Annotated in this window: 24 protein-coding genes, 2 tRNA genes and 1 rRNA gene; 16 read left to right on the top strand and 11 right to left on the bottom strand. The window is 59.8% G+C overall.

Annotated elements, in window-relative coordinates:
* Window positions 1-200: 200 nt before the first annotated feature.
* The 3 genes from J3P93_RS09135 to J3P93_RS09125 all read right to left on the bottom strand — a co-directional run bounded on the left by J3P93_RS09135 (window position 201) and on the right by J3P93_RS09125 (window position 2,023).
* A tRNA-Ala gene (locus J3P93_RS09135) sits at window positions 201-276 on the bottom strand.
* A gap of 10 nt (window positions 277-286) precedes the next feature.
* A tRNA-Ile gene (locus J3P93_RS09130) sits at window positions 287-363 on the bottom strand.
* 123 nt (window positions 364-486) lie between these two features.
* Window positions 487-2,023, bottom strand: a 16S ribosomal RNA gene (locus tag J3P93_RS09125).
* 616 nt (window positions 2,024-2,639) lie between these two features.
* On the opposite strand from J3P93_RS09125, the gene rhtA reads away from it, so the two are divergent.
* Window positions 2,640-3,527 (top strand): threonine/homoserine exporter RhtA, encoded by an 888-nt coding sequence (gene rhtA, locus J3P93_RS09120; protein ID WP_434596726.1) that lies wholly within the window; start codon window positions 2,640-2,642, stop codon window positions 3,525-3,527.
* A 166-nt stretch (window positions 3,528-3,693) separates the two neighbouring features.
* On the top strand, window positions 3,694-3,975 hold the full coding sequence (locus J3P93_RS09115) for a hypothetical protein (RefSeq protein ID WP_090284785.1): 282 nt from the start codon (window positions 3,694-3,696) through the stop codon (window positions 3,973-3,975).
* 1 nt (window position 3,976) lies between these two features.
* On the opposite strand, the gene J3P93_RS09110 is transcribed toward J3P93_RS09115, so the two are convergent.
* Entirely contained in the window at window positions 3,977-4,546 is a 570-nt protein-coding gene (locus J3P93_RS09110; protein ID WP_434596724.1) for a TetR/AcrR family transcriptional regulator, read from the bottom strand.
* A 91-nt stretch (window positions 4,547-4,637) separates the two neighbouring features.
* Here J3P93_RS09110 and J3P93_RS09105 point away from each other — a divergent pair, with 91 nt between their 5' ends.
* Both J3P93_RS09105 and J3P93_RS09100 read left to right on the top strand, forming a co-directional pair.
* Window positions 4,638-5,366, top strand: a complete 729-nt coding sequence (locus tag J3P93_RS09105) for an SDR family oxidoreductase (RefSeq protein WP_434596721.1) — start codon at window positions 4,638-4,640, stop codon at window positions 5,364-5,366.
* A 35-nt stretch (window positions 5,367-5,401) separates the two neighbouring features.
* A complete protein-coding gene (locus J3P93_RS09100; RefSeq protein WP_434596719.1) occupies window positions 5,402-5,998 on the top strand; it encodes a 2-hydroxychromene-2-carboxylate isomerase in 597 nt (198 codons plus the stop codon).
* 48 nt (window positions 5,999-6,046) lie between these two features.
* On the opposite strand, the gene J3P93_RS09095 is transcribed toward J3P93_RS09100, so the two are convergent.
* From J3P93_RS09095 to J3P93_RS09075, 5 genes are all read right to left on the bottom strand, one after another.
* Window positions 6,047-7,855, bottom strand: a complete 1,809-nt coding sequence (locus J3P93_RS09095) for an aminopeptidase P family protein (RefSeq protein WP_434596717.1) — start codon at window positions 7,853-7,855, stop codon at window positions 6,047-6,049.
* A gap of 56 nt (window positions 7,856-7,911) precedes the next feature.
* Complete coding sequence (locus tag J3P93_RS09090; protein WP_434596715.1) at window positions 7,912-9,078, bottom strand: aminotransferase class V-fold PLP-dependent enzyme; 1,167 nt, start codon at window positions 9,076-9,078, stop codon at window positions 7,912-7,914.
* Window positions 9,079-9,283: 205 nt separating this feature from the next.
* Complete coding sequence (locus tag J3P93_RS09085) at window positions 9,284-9,898, bottom strand: LysE family translocator (RefSeq protein WP_434596712.1); 615 nt, start codon at window positions 9,896-9,898, stop codon at window positions 9,284-9,286.
* Between the two features lie 101 nt (window positions 9,899-9,999).
* Window positions 10,000-10,269 (bottom strand): hypothetical protein, encoded by a 270-nt coding sequence (locus tag J3P93_RS09080; protein ID WP_090284800.1) that lies wholly within the window; start codon window positions 10,267-10,269, stop codon window positions 10,000-10,002.
* A gap of 122 nt (window positions 10,270-10,391) precedes the next feature.
* Window positions 10,392-10,757, bottom strand: coding sequence for an antibiotic biosynthesis monooxygenase (locus J3P93_RS09075; RefSeq protein ID WP_434596710.1), 366 nt, complete (start codon window positions 10,755-10,757; stop codon window positions 10,392-10,394).
* A gap of 90 nt (window positions 10,758-10,847) precedes the next feature.
* Between J3P93_RS09075 and soxR the strand changes: the two genes are divergently transcribed.
* From soxR to J3P93_RS09055, 4 genes are all read left to right on the top strand, one after another.
* Window positions 10,848-11,300, top strand: a complete 453-nt coding sequence (gene soxR / locus J3P93_RS09070; protein ID WP_434596708.1) for a redox-sensitive transcriptional activator SoxR — start codon at window positions 10,848-10,850, stop codon at window positions 11,298-11,300.
* 102 nt (window positions 11,301-11,402) lie between these two features.
* Complete coding sequence (locus tag J3P93_RS09065) at window positions 11,403-11,861, top strand: VOC family protein (RefSeq protein ID WP_434596706.1); 459 nt, start codon at window positions 11,403-11,405, stop codon at window positions 11,859-11,861.
* 224 nt (window positions 11,862-12,085) lie between these two features.
* Window positions 12,086-12,961, top strand: coding sequence for an alpha/beta fold hydrolase (locus J3P93_RS09060; protein WP_434596705.1), 876 nt, complete (start codon window positions 12,086-12,088; stop codon window positions 12,959-12,961).
* A 24-nt stretch (window positions 12,962-12,985) separates the two neighbouring features.
* Entirely contained in the window at window positions 12,986-13,936 is a 951-nt protein-coding gene (locus J3P93_RS09055; RefSeq protein ID WP_434596703.1) for a LysR substrate-binding domain-containing protein, read from the top strand.
* 123 nt (window positions 13,937-14,059) lie between these two features.
* Here J3P93_RS09055 and leuD read toward each other — a convergent pair whose 3' ends face one another.
* Together leuD and leuC are read right to left on the bottom strand one after the other, a co-directional pair.
* Window positions 14,060-14,674, bottom strand: a complete 615-nt coding sequence (leuD, locus tag J3P93_RS09050; protein WP_434596701.1) for a 3-isopropylmalate dehydratase small subunit — start codon at window positions 14,672-14,674, stop codon at window positions 14,060-14,062.
* Window positions 14,671-16,089: a 3-isopropylmalate dehydratase large subunit gene (leuC, locus tag J3P93_RS09045; RefSeq protein WP_434596699.1), complete on the bottom strand. Its 1,419-nt coding sequence runs from the start codon at window positions 16,087-16,089 to the stop codon at window positions 14,671-14,673. Before leuC ends, leuD begins: the two co-directional genes overlap by 4 nt.
* 400 nt (window positions 16,090-16,489) lie before the next feature.
* Here leuC and J3P93_RS09040 point away from each other — a divergent pair, with 400 nt between their 5' ends.
* The 8 genes from J3P93_RS09040 to J3P93_RS09005 are packed head-to-tail and all read left to right on the top strand — an operon-like array spanning window position 16,490 to window position 22,753.
* Entirely contained in the window at window positions 16,490-17,689 is a 1,200-nt protein-coding gene (locus J3P93_RS09040; RefSeq protein WP_090284814.1) for a PepSY-associated TM helix domain-containing protein, read from the top strand.
* Window positions 17,686-18,228, top strand: coding sequence for a thiamine pyrophosphate-binding protein (locus J3P93_RS09035; protein ID WP_093099819.1), 543 nt, complete (start codon window positions 17,686-17,688; stop codon window positions 18,226-18,228). The genes J3P93_RS09040 and J3P93_RS09035 overlap by 4 nt, the downstream gene beginning before the upstream one ends.
* Window positions 18,225-18,566 carry a hypothetical protein gene (locus J3P93_RS09030; protein ID WP_434596697.1) on the top strand — a complete coding sequence of 114 codons (342 nt, stop codon included), beginning with the start codon at window positions 18,225-18,227 and terminating at the stop codon, window positions 18,564-18,566. The genes J3P93_RS09035 and J3P93_RS09030 overlap by 4 nt, the downstream gene beginning before the upstream one ends.
* Entirely contained in the window at window positions 18,563-19,138 is a 576-nt protein-coding gene (locus tag J3P93_RS09025) for a DUF6162 family protein (RefSeq protein WP_434596695.1), read from the top strand. The genes J3P93_RS09030 and J3P93_RS09025 overlap by 4 nt, the downstream gene beginning before the upstream one ends.
* 35 nt (window positions 19,139-19,173) lie before the next feature.
* A complete protein-coding gene (locus J3P93_RS09020; RefSeq protein WP_434596693.1) occupies window positions 19,174-20,103 on the top strand; it encodes a metal ABC transporter substrate-binding protein in 930 nt (309 codons plus the stop codon).
* A complete protein-coding gene (locus tag J3P93_RS09015) occupies window positions 20,100-20,948 on the top strand; it encodes a metal ABC transporter ATP-binding protein (RefSeq protein WP_434596691.1) in 849 nt (282 codons plus the stop codon). The genes J3P93_RS09020 and J3P93_RS09015 overlap by 4 nt, the downstream gene beginning before the upstream one ends.
* Window positions 20,948-21,847 (top strand): metal ABC transporter permease, encoded by a 900-nt coding sequence (locus tag J3P93_RS09010; protein WP_258448503.1) that lies wholly within the window; start codon window positions 20,948-20,950, stop codon window positions 21,845-21,847. The genes J3P93_RS09015 and J3P93_RS09010 overlap by 1 nt, the downstream gene beginning before the upstream one ends.
* Complete coding sequence (locus J3P93_RS09005; protein WP_434596688.1) at window positions 21,848-22,753, top strand: metal ABC transporter substrate-binding protein; 906 nt, start codon at window positions 21,848-21,850, stop codon at window positions 22,751-22,753.
* Window positions 22,754-22,908: the final 155 nt, after the last annotated feature.

The following is a 22,908-nucleotide window of genomic DNA, read 5'->3' as shown; positions in this document are numbered from 1 at the left end:
ACGACATTCGCCGAAAATTCGAATTTCTCAACTAAGAGAACTCACAAATTTTACCTTAGCCTGATCCGTTACCAGTGAAAGTAACGTTCAGTCTATCTTTCTATCACATACCCAAATTTTTAAAGAACGATCTAATCAAAAGACTAGAAATCAATATTCGCACCGAATATTCATTTCTAAGCTTTCAGAAGCAGTTTATATGGTGGAGCCAAGCGGGATCGAACCGCTGACCTCCTGCGTGCAAGGCAGGCGCTCTCCCAGCTGAGCTATGGCCCCATAACAAAATTGGTGGGTCTGGGCAGATTCGAACTGCCGACCTCACCCTTATCAGGGGTGCGCTCTAACCAACTGAGCTACAGACCCAATTTCGAGCGCGTAACTGTTAGCCTGGAGCTATCAGCTTGGAGCTTAAAGCTGCTTCTATCGTCTTCTTCAATGAATCAAGCAATTCGTGTGGGAGCTCATGGAGCAGCTGATGTCGTCGATTAAGGAGGTGATCCAGCCGCAGGTTCCCCTACGGCTACCTTGTTACGACTTCACCCCAGTCATGAATCACACCGTGGTAACCGTCCTCCCGAAGGTTAGACTAGCTACTTCTGGTGCAACCCACTCCCATGGTGTGACGGGCGGTGTGTACAAGGCCCGGGAACGTATTCACCGTGACATTCTGATTCACGATTACTAGCGATTCCGACTTCACGCAGTCGAGTTGCAGACTGCGATCCGGACTACGATCGGTTTTATGGGATTAGCTCCACCTCGCGGCTTGGCAACCCTTTGTACCGACCATTGTAGCACGTGTGTAGCCCAGGCCGTAAGGGCCATGATGACTTGACGTCATCCCCACCTTCCTCCGGTTTGTCACCGGCAGTCTCCTTAGAGTGCCCACCATAACGTGCTGGTAACTAAGGACAAGGGTTGCGCTCGTTACGGGACTTAACCCAACATCTCACGACACGAGCTGACGACAGCCATGCAGCACCTGTCTCAATGTTCCCGAAGGCACCCATCCATCTCTGGAAAGTTCATTGGATGTCAAGGCCTGGTAAGGTTCTTCGCGTTGCTTCGAATTAAACCACATGCTCCACCGCTTGTGCGGGCCCCCGTCAATTCATTTGAGTTTTAACCTTGCGGCCGTACTCCCCAGGCGGTCAACTTAATGCGTTAGCTGCGCCACTAAGAGCTCAAGGCTCCCAACGGCTAGTTGACATCGTTTACGGCGTGGACTACCAGGGTATCTAATCCTGTTTGCTCCCCACGCTTTCGCACCTCAGTGTCAGTATCAGTCCAGGTGGTCGCCTTCGCCACTGGTGTTCCTTCCTATATCTACGCATTTCACCGCTACACAGGAAATTCCACCACCCTCTACCATACTCTAGCTCGACAGTTTTGAATGCAGTTCCCAGGTTGAGCCCGGGGATTTCACATCCAACTTAACGAACCACCTACGCGCGCTTTACGCCCAGTAATTCCGATTAACGCTTGCACCCTCTGTATTACCGCGGCTGCTGGCACAGAGTTAGCCGGTGCTTATTCTGTCGGTAACGTCAAAATTGCAGAGTATTAATCTACAACCCTTCCTCCCAACTTAAAGTGCTTTACAATCCGAAGACCTTCTTCACACACGCGGCATGGCTGGATCAGGCTTTCGCCCATTGTCCAATATTCCCCACTGCTGCCTCCCGTAGGAGTCTGGACCGTGTCTCAGTTCCAGTGTGACTGATCATCCTCTCAGACCAGTTACGGATCGTCGCCTTGGTGAGCCATTACCTCACCAACTAGCTAATCCGACCTAGGCTCATCTGATAGCGCAAGGCCCGAAGGTCCCCTGCTTTCTCCCGTAGGACGTATGCGGTATTAGCGTTCCTTTCGAAACGTTGTCCCCCACTACCAGGCAGATTCCTAGGCATTACTCACCCGTCCGCCGCTGAATCCAGGAGCAAGCTCCTTTCATCCGCTCGACTTGCATGTGTTAGGCCTGCCGCCAGCGTTCAATCTGAGCCATGATCAAACTCTTCAGTTCAAACATCTTTGGGTTTTTAAGAAACCCTAAACTTGGCTCAGCAATCGTTGGTTACATCTTTGATTTCTCGCGGAGTAACTTGTGATGCTGATAATCTTGTTGACTATCAGTCTGACTCCACAAGCACCCACACGAATTGCTTGATTCAGTTGTTAAAGAGCGGTTGGTTAAGATCTTTCGTCTCAACCGAGGCGCGCATTCTACAGCAGCCTCATTTACTGTCAAGTGATTATTTTCAGAAGCTTTCGAAGATTTCTTCAACAACTTCAACCACTTGCGCTTCCGATCTCTCGTCAGCGGGAGGCGAATTCTACAGCGTTACACGCTGCTGTCAACACCTCTTTTTCAACTTCCTTTCGGGCTTCGATGAACTGAAGCCGCTTGCCGCCGAAACCTATTTAACTCGTTGAATCTCAAGGAGTTTTCCGTTTCGACTGCGCCGGAAGTGGGGCGAATTATAGACAGATCCGATCCATCGTCAAGCAGTAATTTCGTATTTCTATCAAAACGGTTAAAAACGCCATCTCTATATAGACGTAACGAAAACCAGTGCGCAGTATATTGCCCAACACCAACAATAAACCTCTCCTGCTCTAACTTTGGACGATGCCACGCAATGAATGACCAACCAAGATCGCTTGCCTCCATGCTGTTTCCGGTTGGCCTGCTATTAATAGCCATGGCATCGATCCAGTCTGGCGCCTCGCTGGCGAAAAGCATGTTCGCCGTCGTTGGTGCTCAGGGCACCACCACGCTGCGCCTTATCTTTGCAAGTGTGATCATGTTGCTGATACTGCGCCCCTGGCGGGCCAAGCTGACGGCCAGATCGCTGCGCACCGTGATCGTCTACGGGATGGCGCTGGGCGGCATGAACTTCCTCTTCTATATGTCATTGCGCACGGTCCCGCTGGGCATTGCCGTTGCCCTCGAATTCACCGGCCCGCTCGCCGTAGCGATCTATGCATCCCGCCGGGCAATCGATTTTCTGTGGATCGCCCTCGCCGCGGTTGGTTTGTTCCTGTTGATCCCCAGCGGAGCCACCGGCGCCGGGATTGACCTGGTTGGCGCCGGCTATGCACTGGGCGCAGGCGTCTGCTGGGCGCTGTACATTCTGTTCGGACAAAAAGCCGGGGCCGATAATGGCGTCACGACTGCCGCGCTTGGGGTGATGATCGCCGCGCTGTTCGTAGCGCCGATCGGCATCATCCATGCTGGCGCAGCGCTGCTCACCCCCTCGTTGATCCCGATCGCTATCGGTGTGGCGATCCTGTCCACCGCCCTGCCCTACACCCTGGAGATGGTCGCACTCACGCGCATGCCGGCGCGTACGTTTGGCACGTTGATGAGCATCGAGCCGGCCTTCGGCGCGCTGTCCGGCCTTTTGTTTCTGCAGGAATTCCTCACGCTGTCACAATGGATGGCCATTCTGTGCATTATTCTGGCTTCCGTCGGCGCCACCATGACCATGGGCAGCGCCGCAAAACCGGCAATCGCGGCCGATTGAATGCGCAAGTGACGAAGGTCTGGCAATTGCAGCGCATTTAGGCCATGTTTAGCCGTGTAACCCAATGCCAGACATGGATTTTTTCACACAGGGACGGACAACGCTCAACGCGTAGCGAACACAGGCAGACCCGAGCGACAGACTCGTGGCCGCTATAAGGACGGTAATGAAACGAATTTTGCTACTGATCGCCATCCTGGCAATTGCGGGTTGTGCGGCGACTTCGGAAACACAGGTCAAGCGCGGGAAAAAAGGGCTGCATATCAACTGTTCGGGGCTGTCGTCCTCCTGGGACAAGTGCTACGCCAGTGCCGCCAACGCCTGTTTGCCGAAAGGCTACAAGGTGATTGCCAAATCCGGTGACGCCGTCGAAGAGCCCGGCGATTATCCGTTCGGTCTCAACCCTGCCGGCTACACCAGCCGCAGCATGATCGTCATCTGCAAATAACTTAGCGTGGTTCGGCCATCTGACGGCCGATCTCGTCTTGGCTGGACTTCAGCACCGCTTGCTGAATGTCCGGCGTGACCAGCATGCGCGCCACCACCAGCGCGCCGACGCATTGCGCCAGAATCGACCACGCCAGGCTGTCGCTTTCCAGGATCTGAGCCCAGCGCTCATGCAACCGACAAATCCACAATTGCGCTTGTTCGCGCACCTGCACATCCGAGCGGGCGATTTCCGCGCCCAGCGCCGGCAACGCGCAACCGACTTCCGGCTGTTCGACATGGGTCATGCTCAAATAGTGTTTGAGACAGCGCTGCAATCTCTGGCGATCCTGCTCGCCCTCCCCGCCTCCGCCCAGCCGCTCAAGACTCTGGCTCAGCTCGCGCTCGACAATCGCCGTGAACAGTTCATCTTTCGAAGAAAAGTGGCTGTAGAACGCCGCGCCGCTCAAGCCGATCGCCTTCATCAACGCATCGACGCCAACTGTGGAAAACCCTGAGCGTTTTGCCGACAGCGCGCTGCTCTGCAATAACTTTTCTCGGGTTTCCAGCTTGTGACTGGCGGAATAGCGCATGAGCGTGACCTCGAATCGATGACCTTGACGTTGCCGAAATCCTAGCATAACGTTCGTTCACTTAACGATCGTTAAATAAAGGGATCCACCCATGAATAACAACAAGGTCGTATTGGTCGTTGGCGCAGGCGACTCAACAGGCGGAGCGATTGCCAAGCGTTTTGCCCGGGAGGGATTCATCGCTTGCGTCACCCGGCGTAGCGCCGACAAATTGCAACCGCTGGTTGACGCGATCAACGCTGAAGGCGGTGAAGCCCATGGTTTCGCCTGCGATGCGCGCAAGGAAGATGACGTCGTCGCACTGATCGAAGACATCGAAACCCGCCTCGGCCCGATCGAAGCCTTCGTCTTCAATATCGGCGCCAACGTGCCGTGCAGCATTCTCGAAGAAACCGCGCGCAAATATTTCAAGATCTGGGAAATGGCCTGTTTCTCAGGCTTTCTCAATGCCCGCGAAGTGGCCAAACGCATGGTCACCCGTCAGCGCGGCACGATTTTGTTCACCGGTGCGACCGCCGGGCTGCGTGGTGCTGCAGGATTCGCCGCGTTCGCGGGTGCCAAACACGGGATTCGCGCGCTGGCGCAAAGCATGGCGCGGGAGTTGGGGCCGATGAACATCCATGTCGCCCATATCGTGGTCGACGGGGCTATCGACACCGATTTTATCCGCACCAGTTTCCCCGAGAAGTACGCGACGAAGGATCAGGATGGCATTCTCGATCCCGAGCACATAGCGGAGAACTACTGGTACCTGCACAGCCAACCGAGGGATGCCTGGACCTTTGAACTGGATCTGCGCCCGTGGAATGAACGCTGGTAAGCCCTCGCCATAACAACAAGCAGAGAGACGCGATAATGACGAAAACCGTGGAGTTCTATTTCGACCTCGGCAGCCCTGCCACCTATCTGGCTTACACCCAGCTACCGAAGCTCTGCGCCGAAACCGGCAGTCAGCTGCGCTACATTCCGATGCTGCTAGGCGGAGTTTTCAAGGCGACGGGCAATGCATCACCGGCAATGATTCCAGCGAAAGGTCGTTATATGTTCGAGGATCTGAACCGCTATGCGAAACGCTACGCGGTGCCGCTGAAAATCAATCCGCACTTTCCGATCAATACGCTGATGCTGATGCGCGCAGTAACTGGCATTCAGCTTCATCATCCCGAACGCTTTCAGGCTTTTATCGATTGTCTGTTCAAAGCGCTTTGGATCGAAGGACGCAACTTGAATGAGCCTGAAACCGTGGCCGCCGTGTTAAGTGAACACGGTTTCGAGCCGCAGGTGGTGATGGCGTTGGTCAATGACGAGTCAGTCAAGGCCGTACTCAAAGAGAATACCGAAACAGCCATTGAACGCGGTGTTTTTGGCGCCCCGAGCATGTTCGTCGGTAACCAACTGTATTTCGGACAGGACCGATTGGAGTTCGTCGAAGCGGCGTTGCGCGAGCTCTAGAACAAAGCCAGACCCGGGCGCTGGCTACAGCGCCCGGGTGTCAATCGCTTAAATGGCCGCGGTCCGCGTGTTCAGCCATTCCAGCGCAGCCCCTTGCAGCAGCGGGCTTAAACGTTCACGCACCTCGGTGTGATAAGCGTTGAACCACTGCTTCTCCTCTTCCGTCAGCAGTGTCGGCAACAGGCAACGCGTGTCGATCGGGCACAGCGTCAGGGTTTCGAACTCGAGAAACTCCCCGAACTCGCTATTGCCCGCCTCGCGGTTCATCGCCAGGTTTTCAATGCGCACGCCCCACCGACCCGGACGATAAGTGCCCGGCTCGATGGACGTGATCATCCCCGGTTGCATGGCGGTTTGCGGCGCAGGTGCGGCCTGGTAGGCAATGACTTGCGGACCTTCGTGGACGTTAAGGAAATAGCCAACGCCATGTCCGGTGCCGTGACCGTAATCGACGTTGTCCGCCCAGATCGGCGCACGGGCGATGGCGTCCAGCAATGGCGAAAGAATGCCTTTGGGGAAGCGTGCCCGCGACAGCGCAATCACGCCTTTCAACACCCGCGTACAGTCGCGTTTCTGCTCATCGGTCGGCGTACCGACGGGCACCATCCGCGTGATGTCGGTAGTACCACCCAGGTATTGCCCGCCGGAGTCGATCAACAGCAAGCCGTCACCTTCTATGACCGCATGCTCTTCTTCGGTGGCGTGGTAATGCGGCATGGCGCCGTTGGCATTGAACGCGGCAATGGTGTTGAAACTCAGCGAGACGTAATCCGGACGACGCTCACGAGCTGAAGTGAGCTTCTCATCAATGGTCAATTCGGTAATGCGTTCGCGCCCCCAGGCCGACTCCAACCAGGCGAAAAACTCGCACAGCGCCGCACCGTCCTGCTCCATCGCCCGGCGAATATGTTGCGCATCCGCTTCGCTTTTTTGCGATTTGGCGAGCGTGGTCGGGTTCAAGCCTTCGACCAGTTTCACTTCGCTGTCGAGGTTGTCCAACAGGCCAGTGGTGACTCGCGCCGGATCGACCAGCAGGCTCGCGCCCTTCGGCACGTCACGCAAAGCGTGCGCAATATCGCTGTAGTCGCGCAGCGTCACGCCGTCCTGCTCCAGCACTGCGCGCAAATTCGCGTCGACTTTGCTCAGCGCGACGAACAGCGTCGCTTGCTGTTGACTGATCAAGGCAAACGAAACAAACACTGGGTTGAACGACACGTCGCCGCCGCGCAGGTTGAACAGCCAGGCGATGTCGTCGAGGGTGGCGATGAAATGCCAGTCGGCACCGCGCTCCTGCAAGGTTTCGCGCAGTCTGGCGAGTTTTTCGCCACGGCTGACCGTCGCCTGCGGTGGCAGATGCGGATAGATCGGCGCATTCGGCAGGCTCGGACGGTCGCTCCAGACTTGCTGCAGCAAGTCGAGGTCAGTGCGCAGACGAGCTCCACGTGCTTCGAGCTTGCTGCTCAAGGTACGCGCCGATGCCACGGCCATTACCGCACCGTCAACCGCGACCACGCCACCCTCCGGTGTCTGCTCGGCCAGCCAGTCCAGCGGGCTCGGCTGCCCCGGTTGCAACTTGACCAGCTCGATGCCGCTGCCCTTGAGTTCCTTGGTCGCCTGCTCCCAGTAACGGCTGTCGGCCCAGACCCCGGCGAAATCGGCGGTGACGATCAGCGTGCCGACCGAACCATGGAAACCCGACAACCATTGCCGGCCCTGCCAGTAGCCCGGCAGATATTCCGACAGATGCGGGTCGGCGGACGGCACCAGCAACGCATGGATGCCTTCGCGGCGCATCAGTTCGCGGGTGTGCGCCAGGCGCTGGGGCACCGATCCTTCGGTCAAGGTCTGGGTACTCATCATGTCTCCTGCTAATCATTTCATCGTTATTGTTCGTAGCCGTTTATCCGGCTCGTTTAAAGCCCTGTCGCCCAGAATGCCGGGGCACTGGCGCAGGCGCTCTTGATCAGTTCAACGGCCTTGTCGACATCCTCGGCGGTGGTGAAACGGCCAAGGCTCAGGCGGATGGTGCGGCCGGCCAGATGCGCGTCATGCCCCAGCGCCAGCAGCACGTGAGACGGCGCGTTACTTGCCGAATTGCACGCCGACGTCGCGGAAAAAGCGATCGACTGGCTCAACGCCGCACTGTTGAACTCACCTTCGCTGAAGGTCAGGCTCAAGGTGTGCGGAATACGCTGGCTGGCACAGCCGTTCAGGCGCACGCCCGGCAGGCTCAGCAGTTGTTCGAGCAAGCGTTGGCGCAGCGCGACAATGGTTGCTTTCTCCGCGTCGAAGGCTTCGGCGGCCAAGGCAAACGCGGCGCCCATGCCGGCAATCTGGTGGGTCGCCAACGTCCCGGAACGCAATCCACCTTCGTGACCGCCGCCGTGAATCTGCGCCTGCAAACGCTGCTGCGCACGCGGGCCGACGTACAACGCGCCGACGCCTTTGGGGCCATAGAGCTTGTGCGCGGAAAACGACATCAGGTCCACAGGCCACTGCCCCAGATCGATGGCGACTTTACCGGCACCCTGCGCGGCATCAACGTGAAACAACGCCCCGCGAGCCCGGACGACTTCGCCAATCGCTTGCACATCATTGACGGTACCGAGTTCGTTGTTGACCAGCATCAGCGAAACCAGAAAGGTGTCGTCGCGCAGGGCTTCGCTGACCGCTTGCGCCGTGATCAAACCGTTGGCGTCGGGCACCAGATAGGTCACGGCGACGCCGCTATCCTGCAACTGGCGGGCGGTATCGAGGATGGCTTTGTGTTCGATCTGGCTGGTGATGATGTGGCCGCCGGGTACACCGCGCGCCTGCGCCACGCCCTTGAGGGCAAGGTTGTTGGATTCGGTGGCGCCGGAGGTCCAGACGATCTGCCCGGCATTGGCGCCGACCAGTCCGGCGACTTGCTGGCGCGCCTGCTCGACCGTGTGCCGGGCCTGCTGGCCGAAGGCATGGGAGCTGGAAGCCGGGTTACCGAAATTGCCGTGAAACCCCAGACACTCGATCATCACCTGGATGACCCGCTCGTCCACCGGGGTAGTGGCGGCGTAATCGAAATACAACGGACGTGTGTTCATAAAAGACTCGCAGAGCGTGTTCCGGGATCAGGAGGCTCGTGTCTGCAAACGGCACCGCGCAGCCTTGTGAGCTGCGCGTCGGTTCGAGAGCGTCATCAATACCTGATCGGATGCCGTTAAAGAAGGACAACTTCATTTAAAAGTGCGTAGGAACGCTCCTGAAGCCGAGCTTAACAGGCATCCGGCCTGCGGTTGAAGCAATGCGTCAGCGAAAGCTTTCGAGAAGTAACGGGTACAGGGAAATCACCAGCAGCGCAGCCATGCCCCAGTTGAACACCCGCAACCAGCGCGGCTCCTTCAGTACATTGCGCAATAAAGTCCCGCAGGCCGCCCAGACACCGACGCTGGGCAAGTTGATGATGGCAAACACCGCAGCGATCACCACGACGTTGGTGAAATAACCCTGCATCGGCGTATAGGTGCTGATCGCGCCGATGGCCATGATCCAGGCTTTCGGGTTTACCCATTGAAACGCCGCGGCACCGAGATAGCTGATCGGCCTGGCCTCGCCTTCGACATTGTCGCCGACCGGCCCCGAGTGGGCGATTTTCCACGCCAGGTACAACAGATACGCCGCGCCGACGTAGCGCAGTATCGTGTAGAGAATCGGATAGTTCTGAAACACCGCGCCCAGACCAAAGCCCACCGCCACGACCAATACGAAGAAGCCGCAGGTGATGCCGAGCATGTGTGGAATGGTGCGGTTGAAGCCGAAATTCACCCCTGATGCCAACAACATGGTGTTGTTCGGCCCCGGCGTTATCGAGGTGACAAGGGCAAACAGGGCAAAGCCCAACAGCAGATCAAGCGAGAGGGTCATAGCGGGCAGTCCGTCAGGGTCATTCAGAGGTAGACCCTATCCCACTGCGCACGCCCGGCCCACGGACAGTTACGCAAAACTTGCAGCAGTACAGTTGCGTTTCAGCTTGGACGACCGTGCAGCTGTACGGCACGCTCGGCGCTCATCTCGCCTTGCTGATCGAAGCCGTAGGATTTCTGTGGCTGGCCCAGCAGTGCGGCTTTTTTCGCGTGATATTCGTCGAAGGACAGGCCACTGCGGTTCAGCGCTTCGAGCGCCAGTTCACGGGATTCTTCCGCAGTATAAGGGCGCAATTCCGGCGCAACGTGGCCGGCACATCCGGCAAGTACGGAAACAGCGAGCAGCAGCGAAACAGTCAGTAAACGATTCATGGGGGCGTCCTGGCGAGCAGTGTTGGTCGATGTAGAAAGGCTACGCCGCGGCACGCTCGCGCAGAAATCAACGCTCTCAATAGTGGCTATCAGTAATTCGCCACGGCCAGTGATGAATCGGCCTAACCGAGCAACCGGCAATGCAGCGCGTCATCGTGGCTGCGCGCGATGCTGCTGAGCACCTGGAACGAATTGAAGGTGATGGTTTTCGCCCGATGCCGACGAATCAGTTGCCAGAAATCCTGCTCACCGGTCTCGAAACTGCGAAACGCCGCCTCCCCCGCCTCGCGGGTCTGCCATTGCAGAAACCCCAGCACGCGGCGGCCATCGTCGCTGGCTTGCACACTCGCGCTGACAAATCCTGCATAACGCTGGGCCAGGTGCTCGGTTTGTAGCGCCAGTTCCGCCACCAGGGCTGGCTGCTGGAGCGGTTCGATTTCAAATTCGATCAATTGCGTAAAGCTGCGGTTTTGCACGGATGCTTGCATGGTGTCCCCACTTATCGTCAGGCGAATCTTGCGACTCGAAGGCCAGCAGGGTAAAACCTCCAGTTAAGTCAAGGTCAAGAGCTGTTTCCAATGATCTGTAAAGAACAGGTGCGTAAACCGTTGACCGTCGGTGAAGTGGCGGCGCGCAGCGGCGTCGCGGTCACGGCCCTGCATTTTTATGAAACCAAAGGCTTGATCAAGAGCCAGCGCAACGCGGGCAATCAGCGCCGCTATGGGCGTGAGGTGCTGCGCCGGGTGGCGCTGATCAAAGTGGCGCAGCGCCTGGGCATCCCGCTGGCGCAGATTGGCGACGCATTGCAAATGCTTCCGGACGATCGCGCGCCGACCGCCGCCGACTGGCAAATCCTCTCGGAGCGCTGGCGGCGGGAGCTGGATGAGCGCATAGAACAATTGCTGTTACTGCGCGACCGCCTCGACGGTTGCATCGGTTGCGGGTGTTTGTCGATGGAGGCCTGCCCGCTGCGCAATCACGGCGATGTGCTCGGTGAACAGGGTCCGGGGCCGCATTTTCCCAACGATTGACGGCTCGTCGGGCCAACCTCTGCACTGCGCCGAGCGTTCTATAGTGGTTTTGCCACCCATCCGGTGGACCCCATTTCGTAGAACAAAATCAGGGAGAACGTCATGAGCGTCAAACCCATTCCCGAGGGGTATCACAGCATTACCCCCTATCTCGGCATCCACAAAGCGGCCGAGGCCATCGACTTTTATAAAAAAGCCTTCGGCGCCACCGAGGTCATGCGCCTGGCCATGCCCGACGGCTCCATCGGTCACGCCGAGCTGCGCATTGGCGACAGCGCAATCATGCTCGGCTCGCCCTGCGATCAGGGGCCGTTGAGCAATCCGGAGCAAGCGGTTTCGGTCGGTTTGCATCTGTATGTGACCGATGTTGATCGATCGTTTCAACAGGCACTGGATGCCGGGGCGACGACGGTATCCGAGGTCCAGGATCAGTTTTATGGCGATCGCAGCGGGACGTTGAAGGATCCCTATGGACATTTGTGGTTTCTGGCTACGCGCAAGGAGGATTTGACTGAAGAGCAGATCAGGCAGCGGGCGATGGAGATGTTTCAGCAGAGTTGAGCGTTTCGGTGTCTGCACCGGCGCTATCGCGAGCAGGCTCACTCCTACAGTTGGAATGCATTCCAAATGTAGGAGTGAGCCTGCTCGCGATAGCGCCGGCAAAGGCAGCTCAAAACACCCTGAACACAGTTCATGGATCTGCCCACCACGCTTTAGCCCTTGCCACACACTCCGGACGATTTCAGGATACATCCAACAAGAACCCTGAAAGAAGGATCAGCCCGATGTTTGCCGGATTCCGCAAAGACCAGCGTCATGTCAACGGCGTCGACATTGCCTATCGCATCGGTGGCAGCGGCCCGGGATTGTTGCTGCTGCACGGCCACCCGCAGACCCATGTGATCTGGCACAAGATCGCCGAATCCCTGGCCGAGCATTTCACCGTGGTCGCCGCCGACCTGCGCGGTTACGGCGACAGCAGCCGTCCGCTCGCGGATGACCTGCATCGCAATTATTCAAAACGGGAAATGGCCCGCGACAATGTCGAGCTGATGCAGTCGCTGGGTTTTGCGCAGTTCTCAGTCCTGGCTCACGACCGCGGTGCGCGGGTCGCTCATCGTCTGGCGCTGGACCACGCCGCAGCCGTGCAACGCATGATGCTGCTGGACATCGCGCCGACCCTGTCGATGTACGCGCAAACCAACGAAGCCTTCGCCCGCTCGTATTGGCACTGGTTCTTCCTGATCCGCCCGGCGCCGCTGCCGGAAACCCTGATCGAAGCCGATCCCGAAGGCTACCTGCGCAGTGTCATGGGCAGTCGCAGCGCCGGCTTCAAGCCGTTCACCGATGAGGCGTTTGGCGAATATCTGCGCTGCCTGCGACAACCGGGCAGTGCGCGCGGCCTCTGCGAGGATTACCGCGCCAGCGCCAGCATCGATCTGGAGCATGATCGCGCCGACATCGCCGACGGGCATCGGCTGAATTTGCCGTTGCGCGTGCTGTGGGGCGCCGAAGGCACCGTCGGGCGCTGTTTCGATCCGCTCAAGGAATGGCAACAGGTAGCCGCCGATGTCAGCGGCAAGGCCTTGCCCGCTGGCCATTACATTGCCGAAGAAGTCCCGGAGTTATTGCTGGCCGAAGCGCTGGCGTTTCTGCGCTGAGCCGCGCCTGCACAGCGCGGTGCTATGCTGGCGACTCGTCCCGCCAGTGCTCGTTTTGCCATGTCCCGGAATAAAGACGCCTTGCCCCTGCCTGAAGACCTGCGTGTGCTGCTCACGGTGATTCGCAAGAACGGTTTCGCTGCTGCGGCGGATGAATTGGGGCTGTCGCCGGCCTATGTCAGCAAACGCATCCAGATTCTCGAAAGCACCCTCGGCACGCGTCTGCTGCACCGCACCAGTCGGCGGGTTTCGCTGACTGAAGATGGCGAGCGCGTGCAACGTTGGGCGCTGCGCATTCTCGATGATTTTCAGCAATTGCACGACGAATTGTCCGACGCCCACACCAGCCCGCGTGGGCGTTTGCACCTCTGCAGCAGCTTCGGCTTCGGCCGCAATCACGTGGCGCCAGCGGTGTCGCTATTGGCAGAACGTTATCCGCAACTGGAGATTCGTCTCGACCTGTTTGACCGGGTGGTCGACATCATCGACGAAGGCTTCGATCTGGAGATTCGCGTGGGCGATGACCTTCCCGGCCAGCACATCGGTCGCAGTCTGGTCAGTAACCGCCGCGTGCTGTGCGCCGCCCCCGCTTACCTGCAACGCCGCGGAACACCGCAGACCCTCGAAGACCTGCAAGCGCATGATTGTCTGGTGATCAAGGAGCGCGACAACGCTTTCGGCATCTGGAATCTGCAGGGTGACAACGGCCTGGAAGACGTGCGGGTCAGCGGGCCGTTGTCCTCGAACAATGGTGAGATCGTCCTGCAATGGGCGCTGGACGGCCGCGGGATTCTGCTGCGTTCACTGTGGGACGTGAAACCGCTGCTGGAGCAAGGGCGTCTGATGCAGGTGCTGGACGCTTACAGCCAGAGCGCCAACGTCTGGGCGGTATACCCGACGCGCCTGGCGCATTCGGGGAAATTGCGCGCGTGTGTGGAGTTCTTGCAGGAGCATTTCAAAAGCTTGTCGCTGTAACTGCAATCACCACCATCCCTGGAGTGAGCCTGCTCGCGATAGCGGTGTGTCAGACACAGCAACTCTGACTGATCAACCGCTATCGCGAGCAGGCTCACTCCTACAAGGGGGATTAGTGGTGGGTCAGGTGAGCCATGGGTTGTTGGCCAGATGTTCGCGTTCGAACGCCTCGATCTGCTCGCGCCGCTGCAAGGTGCTGCCGATCGCATCCAGCCCCAGCAGCAACGCGCTTTTGCGCAAGGTGTCGATCTGAAAATCCAGCACCGAGGCATCCGCCAGGCGGATCTGCTGCGCCTCAAGGTCAATGCTGATCCGCGCCGTTTCCGGCTGACCGACGAGCCGGCCAATCCGCTGCACCTGCGGCTCTTCCAGGGTGATCAACAACACGCCGTTACGCTGGCAATTGTCGTAGAAGATCCCGGCGAAACTGCTGCCGATCAGCGCGCGGATACCCAGTTGCTGCAAACCCCACACGGCATGTTCACGGCTGGAGCCGCAGCCGAAATTCGGCCCGACCACGAGAAACTTCGCCTCCTGCCACGCTGGTTGATTCAGCACGAAATCGGGGTCGGGACGGCCATCGCGCAGAAAGCGCAGATCGAAGAACAATCCGCGATCCAGTCCGTGACGATCGATGCCCTTGAGGAACTGCTTGGGCATGATCACGTCGGTGTCGATGTTGGCCGCCAGTAACGGCGCGGCCTGACCGCTGACGTGAGTGAAGGGTTGCAGGCTCATGGGCATTCTCCAAAATCGCGGACATCGGTGAGTCGGCCGCTGATCGCCGCGGCGGCGACCATCGCCGGGCTCATCAGGTGGGTGCGCGCGCCGGCGCCCTGACGGCCTTCGAAATTGCGGTTGGTGCTGGAGGCGCAGCGGTCGCCGGGCGCGAGCACATCGTCGTTCATCGCCAGGCACATCGAGCAACCGGACTGACGCCATTCGAAACCGGCGTCGATGAAGATCTGCGCCAGCCCTTCCGCCTCAGCCTGGGCGCGGACTTCGCTGGAACCGGGCACGATCATCGCCCGCACGTGCCCGGCCACTTGTCGGCCATCGACGATGCGGGCGGCGTCACGCAAATCTTCGATGCGCGCATTGGTGCACGAGCCGATAAAGGCGTGACTGATGGCGATCTCGCTGAGCGCCATGCCCGCTTCGAGGCCCATGTAATCGAGGGCGCGGTGCATGTCCTGACGCAGGATCGGATCGCTGATCGCTTGCGGGTCCGGTACACGCGCGCCAATAGCGGCAGCCTGATCGGGGCTGGTGCCCCAGGTGACCATCGGCTCAAGGACGCTGGCATCGAGGTGGATCTCGCGGTCAAACACCGCGCCCGGATCACTGCGTAGTTCGCGCCACTTCTCCACGCCCTGCTCCCACAACGCGCCCACAGGTGCACGCGGCTTGCCCTTTAGATAGGCGAACACCTTTTCATCCGGCGCCATGAACGCTCCCCGCGCGCCGGCCTCGACCGCCATGTTGCAAATGGTCATGCGTGCTTCGACGCTCAAGGCATCGATGGTCGCACCGCAAAATTCGATCGCGTAGCCGCTGGCCCCGGAAGCGCCGATCCGGCCGATCAGGGCCATGATCACGTCTTTCGAGGTCAGGCCCGGTGCCAGCGCGCCGTCGATGGTCACGCGCAGGGTTTTCAGGCGTTTGTAGATCAGGGTCTGTGATGCCAGCAGGTGCTCGATCTCGGAAGTGCCAATGCCAAAACCGAACGCACCGAGGGCGCCGTAGGTCGTGGTGTGGCTGTCGCCAGCGGCAATCACCATGCCCGGCAGAATGAAGCCCTGCTCCGGGGCGATCACATGTTCGATGCCCTGGCGCTTGTCGAGGATGTCGAGCAATTCGATGCCGAAGTCCCGGCAGTTTTCTGCCAGATACGACACTTGCCGGGCGCCACCCGCGTCGGGCATGGCGGCAATCCGCACCGGCGCGGTCGGGTTGACGTGATCAACCACCGCCAGCGCCGTGCCCGGCCGCCACACCTTGCGCCCGGCCGCACGCAAACCGCTGAAGGCCTGCGGGCTGGTGTATTCGTTGATCACCTGGCGATCGATATACAACAGCACATGGCCCTGATCGTCGAGACGGCACACCGTGTGCGAATCGATGTGTTTGGCGTAGAGGGTTCTGGCGGTCATCACGGGGCGCTCATCAAGGAATCCGGTGATGCCCATCATAGGGAGCATGCACGGGCCATCAATTGGCAGAGGGTGATGGCGTCATTCATGAAGCGTGTTCGATCCCGGCACACCGAATCCCCTGTAGGAGTGAGCCTGCTCGCGATAGCGGTTTGTCAGACAGAGCAACTTCGACAGATACACCGCTATCGCGAGCAGGCTCACTCCTACAGAGGCGGTTGCGCCTGGTGGAAACGCGAAACATTTACTTTCATATCGTTTATCGGGATTTGCCGCGCTCATCCGTCTTATATAGATGCGGGCCGGCCGCGTAGGCAAAAGCCACGGCCGGACCTTCCAGGGAAACAGCGCTGCGAAGCCCGTAGTCCTGCCCCTTTCACCGAAAACAAGACGCGCAACCATGTCGAAGAAATCCCGTTCCAAACTGTGGTTCCTGGTGCATAGCTGGCTCGCTTTGCCCATCTGGTTCTTTGTGCTGATCGTCTGTGTCACCGGCACGCTGGCGGTGGTCAGCCAGGAGATCGTCTGGCTGGCCAACCCGCAGATGCGCGCCAGCCAGCCGGCGGACGATGCCCCGCGACTCAGCTACGACCAGATCCTCGCCGCGATCAAGCAAGCCGAACCGCAAACCGTGGTGCAGCGCATCAGCCGGCCCGACGAGTCGCATTTTGCCCTCGACGTCAACGTCAGCTACCCCGACGGGCGTTCGCAGACCGTTTACGTCAATCCTTATACCGGGGTGATTCAGGGCGGCGCGCCGGACTTCAACTTCAAAGCCTTCACCCGTGCGCTGCATGGCTGGTGGCTGGTGCCGTTCACCAACGGCTTCAGTTGGGGCTGGTATCTGGTGTCGTTCCTCGGTTTGCCGTTGCTGGCGTCGTTGATCACCGGGCTGGTGGTCTATAAACGTTTCTGGAAAGGCTTCTTCCGCCCGACCCTGCGTTTTCGCCACGGTGCGCGGATCTTCTGGGGCGACTTCCACCGCCTCAGCGGCATCTGGTCGATCTGGTTCATCGCGGTGATCTCGATCACCGGCATCTGGTTCCTGATCGAAGCGCTGCTGTTCGACAATCACATTTCCATTTCCAGCGAGCCGGTGATTCCGGCGATGGCCCGTGAAGCGGTGCCGATCTCCGCCGACGGCACACCGCCGCCGCGCATCAGCCTCGACCGCGCGATTGAAGTCGCACAGCAGAAAATCCCCGGCCTGGAAGTCAGCTTCGTCAGCCTGCCGGGCAATGCCTATAGCCATATGAACCTCGGTGGCCGTGGCTGGTATCCGCTGATGTTCCAGTCCGCCACGCTCAACCCGTTCAACGGTGATCTCGCCGCTTCGCGGCTGTTGTCCGATCGCACTGCGCTGGAGTTCGTTACCGAATCCATGCGTCCCCTGCACACCGGAGACTTTGGCGGGCTGTGGATCAAGCTGATCTGGTTCTTCTTCGGTCTGGTGCTGAGCATGATGGTGCTCAGCGGCCTGTTGATCTGGACCAAACGCACCGCACTGGCCACCGCCAATGCGCTCAAGCGTGAATCGAAGAAAACCCGTGTGACGGCGCAACCGGCCATTAATCGTGAACCTGCGGAGGTCAACCCGTGAGCAAGTCCATTGCGGCACCGCAACCCTCGCGCCTGAGCCGGTTCTGGCATAAGTGGCGCTTCCACATCAACGTTCTGCTGTTGCTGATTCCGCTGGGCTTCATGCCCAAATACTTCGCCGATGCCGCGCTGTTTCGCGGCGATATCGGTCTGGGTGAGCGCGAAGTCGGTGAAATCGCCGTCGGCCCCTGGAGCCTGCGTCTGGCCGAACTGCGCAACGAAGCGCCACGCCTGGAAGGTCCGGCGGGCTACATGAAAGGTTTCAACGCCGCGCTCTGCGATGCCTGCATCGACCAGGTCAAGGCCACCTACCTGCGGATCGGTAAACCGCGCAGCCTGCGCGCAGCCGGCGCACTGTTCTTTGGCACGCCTTATCGCATGGGCGCGCAATTGCCCGTGCCGGAAAAAACCAAAGCCGATGCCGAACTGTGGATCACCATGGAAGGCTGGGACGGCAGCATGCATCAGGCCTCTATACCCCTGAGCCAGGCCTCGCCCGCCACTCTCGACTGGCTGAACAAACAAGGAGCCCGACCATGACTCGCTTTCAACATGCTTCGCGCCTGAGCGTGAGCGCCGCGTTGCTGGTGCTGAGCGCCGCTTTCAGCAGCAGTGCGCTGGCGCATAACCCGATGTGCGAATGCAAAGCCATCGATGCCGAACAGATCAAATGCACCGGCGGCTTTTCCGACGGCAGCGGCGCCCCGGGGGTAACCCTCGATGTGATCGGCTATGACGAAACGATCCTGGTGCCGGGCAAGCTCGGCGCCGATTCGACCCTGACCTTCAAAAAGCCCGGTGCCGAATTCTACGTACTGTTCGACGCCGGCCCCGGCCATGTGGTCGAAATCGACCAAGCGGATATCCAGGCCCCATGAGTACGCCAACCACGCAAATCGTGCGCCCGGCCGGCGCCGGCCACGAAACCCTGAATGTCTTGCTGCTGTGCCTGTTGATTCTGGCAATTGCCGGTTCCGTGGTGGCCTGGCGCGGCGTGTCCCATGAGCCGGAGCCGGTGGCCAGCAATCAGCTCGACGCCCGCCGCGACCTCACCGCATCCGAACAAGGCATTTATGCCGATCTGCGCGTAACCCTCGATGAAATCCGTCTGCTGCGTGAAGAACAGCAAGCGCTGCCAACGCCGCAAACTCTTGCGGACGAAGGGTTCGCGCCGTTTGCCCGCGATGCCAGTTCGATCAGCCGTGGCGGGCATGCCTGGCAACTGCTCGGCGACACCGCCTACTTCGGTCATAGCCAGTCGACCAGCGTCGCCGGTTCGTTCCTGATGCGTCTGAGCAGCGATGACCAGGCGGCGCCCGACATCTGGCTCAACCGTGGCGCCGCGCTGCAAACACCCAGCGAATTGTCCGACGCCGCCCTCGCCGCCGCTGGCTGGAAACAGATTGTCGCGCAATACGATGCCGGGGTAACCCGCGAACATCGCCATTGATGCCTCACCCATTTTCGAGAGAAGACTGCTTGCCCATGTCCATTTCATTACCTCGCCGTCCGTTGCTGCGTTCGTTTCTGCTTGGCCTCTGCGCCTGCCTGCTCAGCCCGCTGGTCAGCGCCGATCAGGCCAAGCGCCTGCGGATCGGCATCACCCTGCACCCGTATTACAGCTATGTGGCGAATATCGTCGGCGACAAGGCCGAAGTGGTGCCGCTGATTCCTGCCGGTTTCAACCCGCACGCCTACGAGCCGCGCGCCGAGGACATCAAGCGCATCAGCGGGCTGGATGTGATCGTGCTCAACGGCGTCGGCCATGACGACTTCGCCGACCGCATGATCGCTGCCAGCGAAACGCCGAACATCAAGACCATCGAAGCCAACGAAAACGTACCGCTGCTGGCGGCCACCGGGGTGGCCGCGCGCGGCGCCGGCAAGGTGGTCAATCCGCACACATTCCTGTCGATCAGCGCTTCCATCGCCCAGGTCAACAACATCGCCCGCGAACTGGGCAAACTCGATCCGGACAACGCCAAGACCTACACGCAGAACGCCCGCGCCTATGGCAAACGCCTGCGGCAGATGCGCGCCGACGCTCTGGCGAAACTGACCCAGGCACCCAACGCCGAATTGCGCGTCGCCACGGTGCACGCGGCGTATGACTACCTGCTGCGCGAATTTGGCCTGGAAGTCACCGCGGTGGTCGAACCGGCCCACGGCATCGAGCCGAGCCCGAGTCAGTTGAAGAAGACCATCGACCAACTGCGCGAACTGGACGTGAAGGTGATCTTTTCGGAGATGGATTTCCCGTCCACTTACGTCGACACCATTCAGCGTGAGTCCGGGGTGAAGCTGTATCCGCTGTCCCACATTTCCTACGGCGAATACACCGCCGAAAAATACGAGAAGGAAATGACCGGCAACCTCAACACCGTGGTCCGGGCGATTCAGGAGTCTGGCGCATGACCTCAAAGGAAACCCTCTCTTCAGAAAACACTAAATCCCCTGTAGGAGTGAGCCTGCTCGCGATGGCGCCGGATCAGCCGACATCATTGTTGAATGACACACCGCTATCGCGAGCAGGCTCACTCCTACAGGTTACGGGTCCGACTCTGGATTTTGCGGAAGTCTCACTGACGCTGGGCCGCACGACCATTCTCGACAAGGTCACCTTCCAGGTGCAGCCCGGCAGCGTGCATGCGCTGGTCGGCCCGAACGGCGGCGGCAAGAGTTCGCTGATCAAGACCTTGCTCGGGCAGATGCCGCATCAGGGCCAACTCAGTCTGCAGTGGCCCGGCGCGCCCGGCACCATCGGTTACGTGCCGCAGGCGCTGGAGTTCGATCGCGGTTTACCGATGACGGTCGACGATTTCATGGCGGCGATGTGTCAGCGCCGCCCGGCATTCCTTGGTTTGAGCAAGCGCTACGCTGCCGCCATCGGTGAGGCGCTGGAGCGCGTCGGCATGCAGGACAAGCGCAAGCGGCGCATGGGCGCACTGTCCGGTGGCGAACGTCAGCGCGTGCTGCTCGCGCAAGGGCTGATTCCGGCGCCGCAACTGCTGGTGCTGGATGAACCGATGTCGGCCCTCGATGAGGCCGGGATTCAGGTATTCGAACGCCTGCTCGGTGACTGGCGCGCGGCGGGTATTACGGTGCTGTGGATCGAGCACGATCTGGAAGCGGTCGGCCGTTTGGCCGATCAGGTCACCGGGCTCAATCGTCGCGTGCTGTTCGACGCCACTCCGCAACAGGCGCTGACCCCGGAACGGCTGCTCAGTCTGTTTTCCACCCATCCGCGGAGTGCTGCCTGATGAGTTACGAAGCCTTTCGTTTGATGGTGCAGGGCTGGGCCTCTTCCGGTTATTTGCCGGAAGCGCTGGCCTACGGATTTGTGGTCAATGCGCTGCTCGCCGGTTTGCTGATCGGCCCGGTGCTCGGCGGCCTCGGCACGCTGGTAGTGGTCAAGCGCTTTGCGTTTTTCTCCGAAGCCGTCGGCCACGCGGCGTTGACCGGTGTGGCCATCGGCATTCTGCTCGGCGAACCCTACACCGGTCCCTATGGCGCCCTGTTCGGCTACTGCCTGCTGTTCGGCATCCTGCTCAACTATCTGCGCAACCGCACCGGTCTGGCGCCGGATACGTTGATCGGCGTGTTCCTCTCAGTGTCGCTGGCGCTGGGGGCGAGTCTGCTGCTGATTCTCGCCGGCAAGATCAACGTGCACATTCTCGAAAACGTGCTGTTCGGTTCGGTACTGACGGTCAATGGCAACGACATTGCGGTGCTGGCGATTGTCGGCTCGCTGGTCATGGCCCTGGCCTTGCCGCTGTACAACCGCATCATGCTGGCCAGTTTCAACCCACAACTGGCGGCGGTGCGTGGCGTCGCGGTGAAGACCCTGGATTATCTGTTCGTGATTCTGGTGACCCTGATCACCGTGGCGGCGGTAAAGGTCATCGGCGCGATTCTGGTCGGTGCCTTGCTGGTGATTCCGGCCGCTGCCGCGCGCTTGCTCAGCCAGTCGCTCAAGGGCTTTTTCTGGTGTTCGGTGCTGATCGCCACGGTCAGCACGCTGTGCGGGATTCTCGCGCCTATCGTGTTCGATCTGCCGATTCCGTCCGGCGCCGCGATCATTCTGGTCGCCGGCATCGCCTTCGCCCTTGCCGCCATTGCCCGCGGCGTTGTCCCCAGCCTGAAAGGGAATCTTGGATAAATGATTTTTTCACTGCGCAAAATGACCCTGGCCCTGGCCCTGTGCGGCATGGTCAGCACGCCGTTGCTGGCCGCCGAAAGCGCCAAGCCGCTGCGGGTCCTGGCCTCGTTGCCGATTACCTATGGTCTGGGCGAGGTTCTGCTCAAGGGTACGGATGTCAGCCTTGAACGTGCGGCGCCGGCGAACCTGCCGGGCAGCCGGCAGAGCGCCTACTTTACCGGGCGTGGCGCGCCGGCTTTGAGCAAACTGGCCAGCGATGCCGACGCGGTGATCGGCGTGCGTTCGCTGTGGCCGGATGATCAGCTGTACCCGATTGCCCGGCGCAGCAATATCCGCATCGTCGAAGTCGACGCGGCCCGCCCGGTCGACGGCGCCCTGCCCGGCATTGCCGTACAGCCAGATCTCAAAGTCGATGGCTTGAACAGTCAGCCTTGGCTGGCGAGCAACAACATGGGACGCATGGCCGATGTAATGGCGGCCGATCTGGTGCGACTGGCACCAAGCGCCAAAGCGAAAATCGAGGCGAATCTGGCGACGCTGAAACAGCGTTTGCTCAAGCTCAGCGCCGACAGCGAGGCGCGCCTGGCCCGTGCCGACAACCTCAGCGTGCTGAGTCTGAGCGATCACTTCGGCTATCTGATCGGCAGCCTCAATCTGGAGCTGATCGGTCAGGATGCGCGGCCTGACGCAGAATGGACGGCTGAAGATCTGCAGAAGCTCACGACGACCCTCAAGGACAACGACGTCGCGGTGGTGCTGCATCATCGTCAGCCATCGGAAGCGGTGACGGCGGCGATTGCCGAATCGGGCAGCCGCTTGCTGGTATTGAGCACCGATGCGGTGGACCCGGTGGCGGAGCTGGAAGGCAATGTGGATGCGCTGATCAAAGGTCTGAGCGGAGCGTAATCCGGACCGCGTTATCGTTCATCGCCAGCAGGCTGGCTCCCACAGGGGTTGTGCTCACCGATAATCCCCTGTGGGAGCTAGCCTGCTAGCGATGAGGCCAGACTTGATGGCACAAAATCCAGCCATGAAAAAACCCGCTGCCTCTAAGAGGTTCA

It is taken from the genome of Pseudomonas sp. R3-57 (assembly GCF_051132065.1).
In the GTDB taxonomy this organism is placed as follows: domain Bacteria; phylum Pseudomonadota; class Gammaproteobacteria; order Pseudomonadales; family Pseudomonadaceae; genus Aquipseudomonas.
This window is presented reverse-complemented; position numbering and strand designations above follow the sequence as displayed.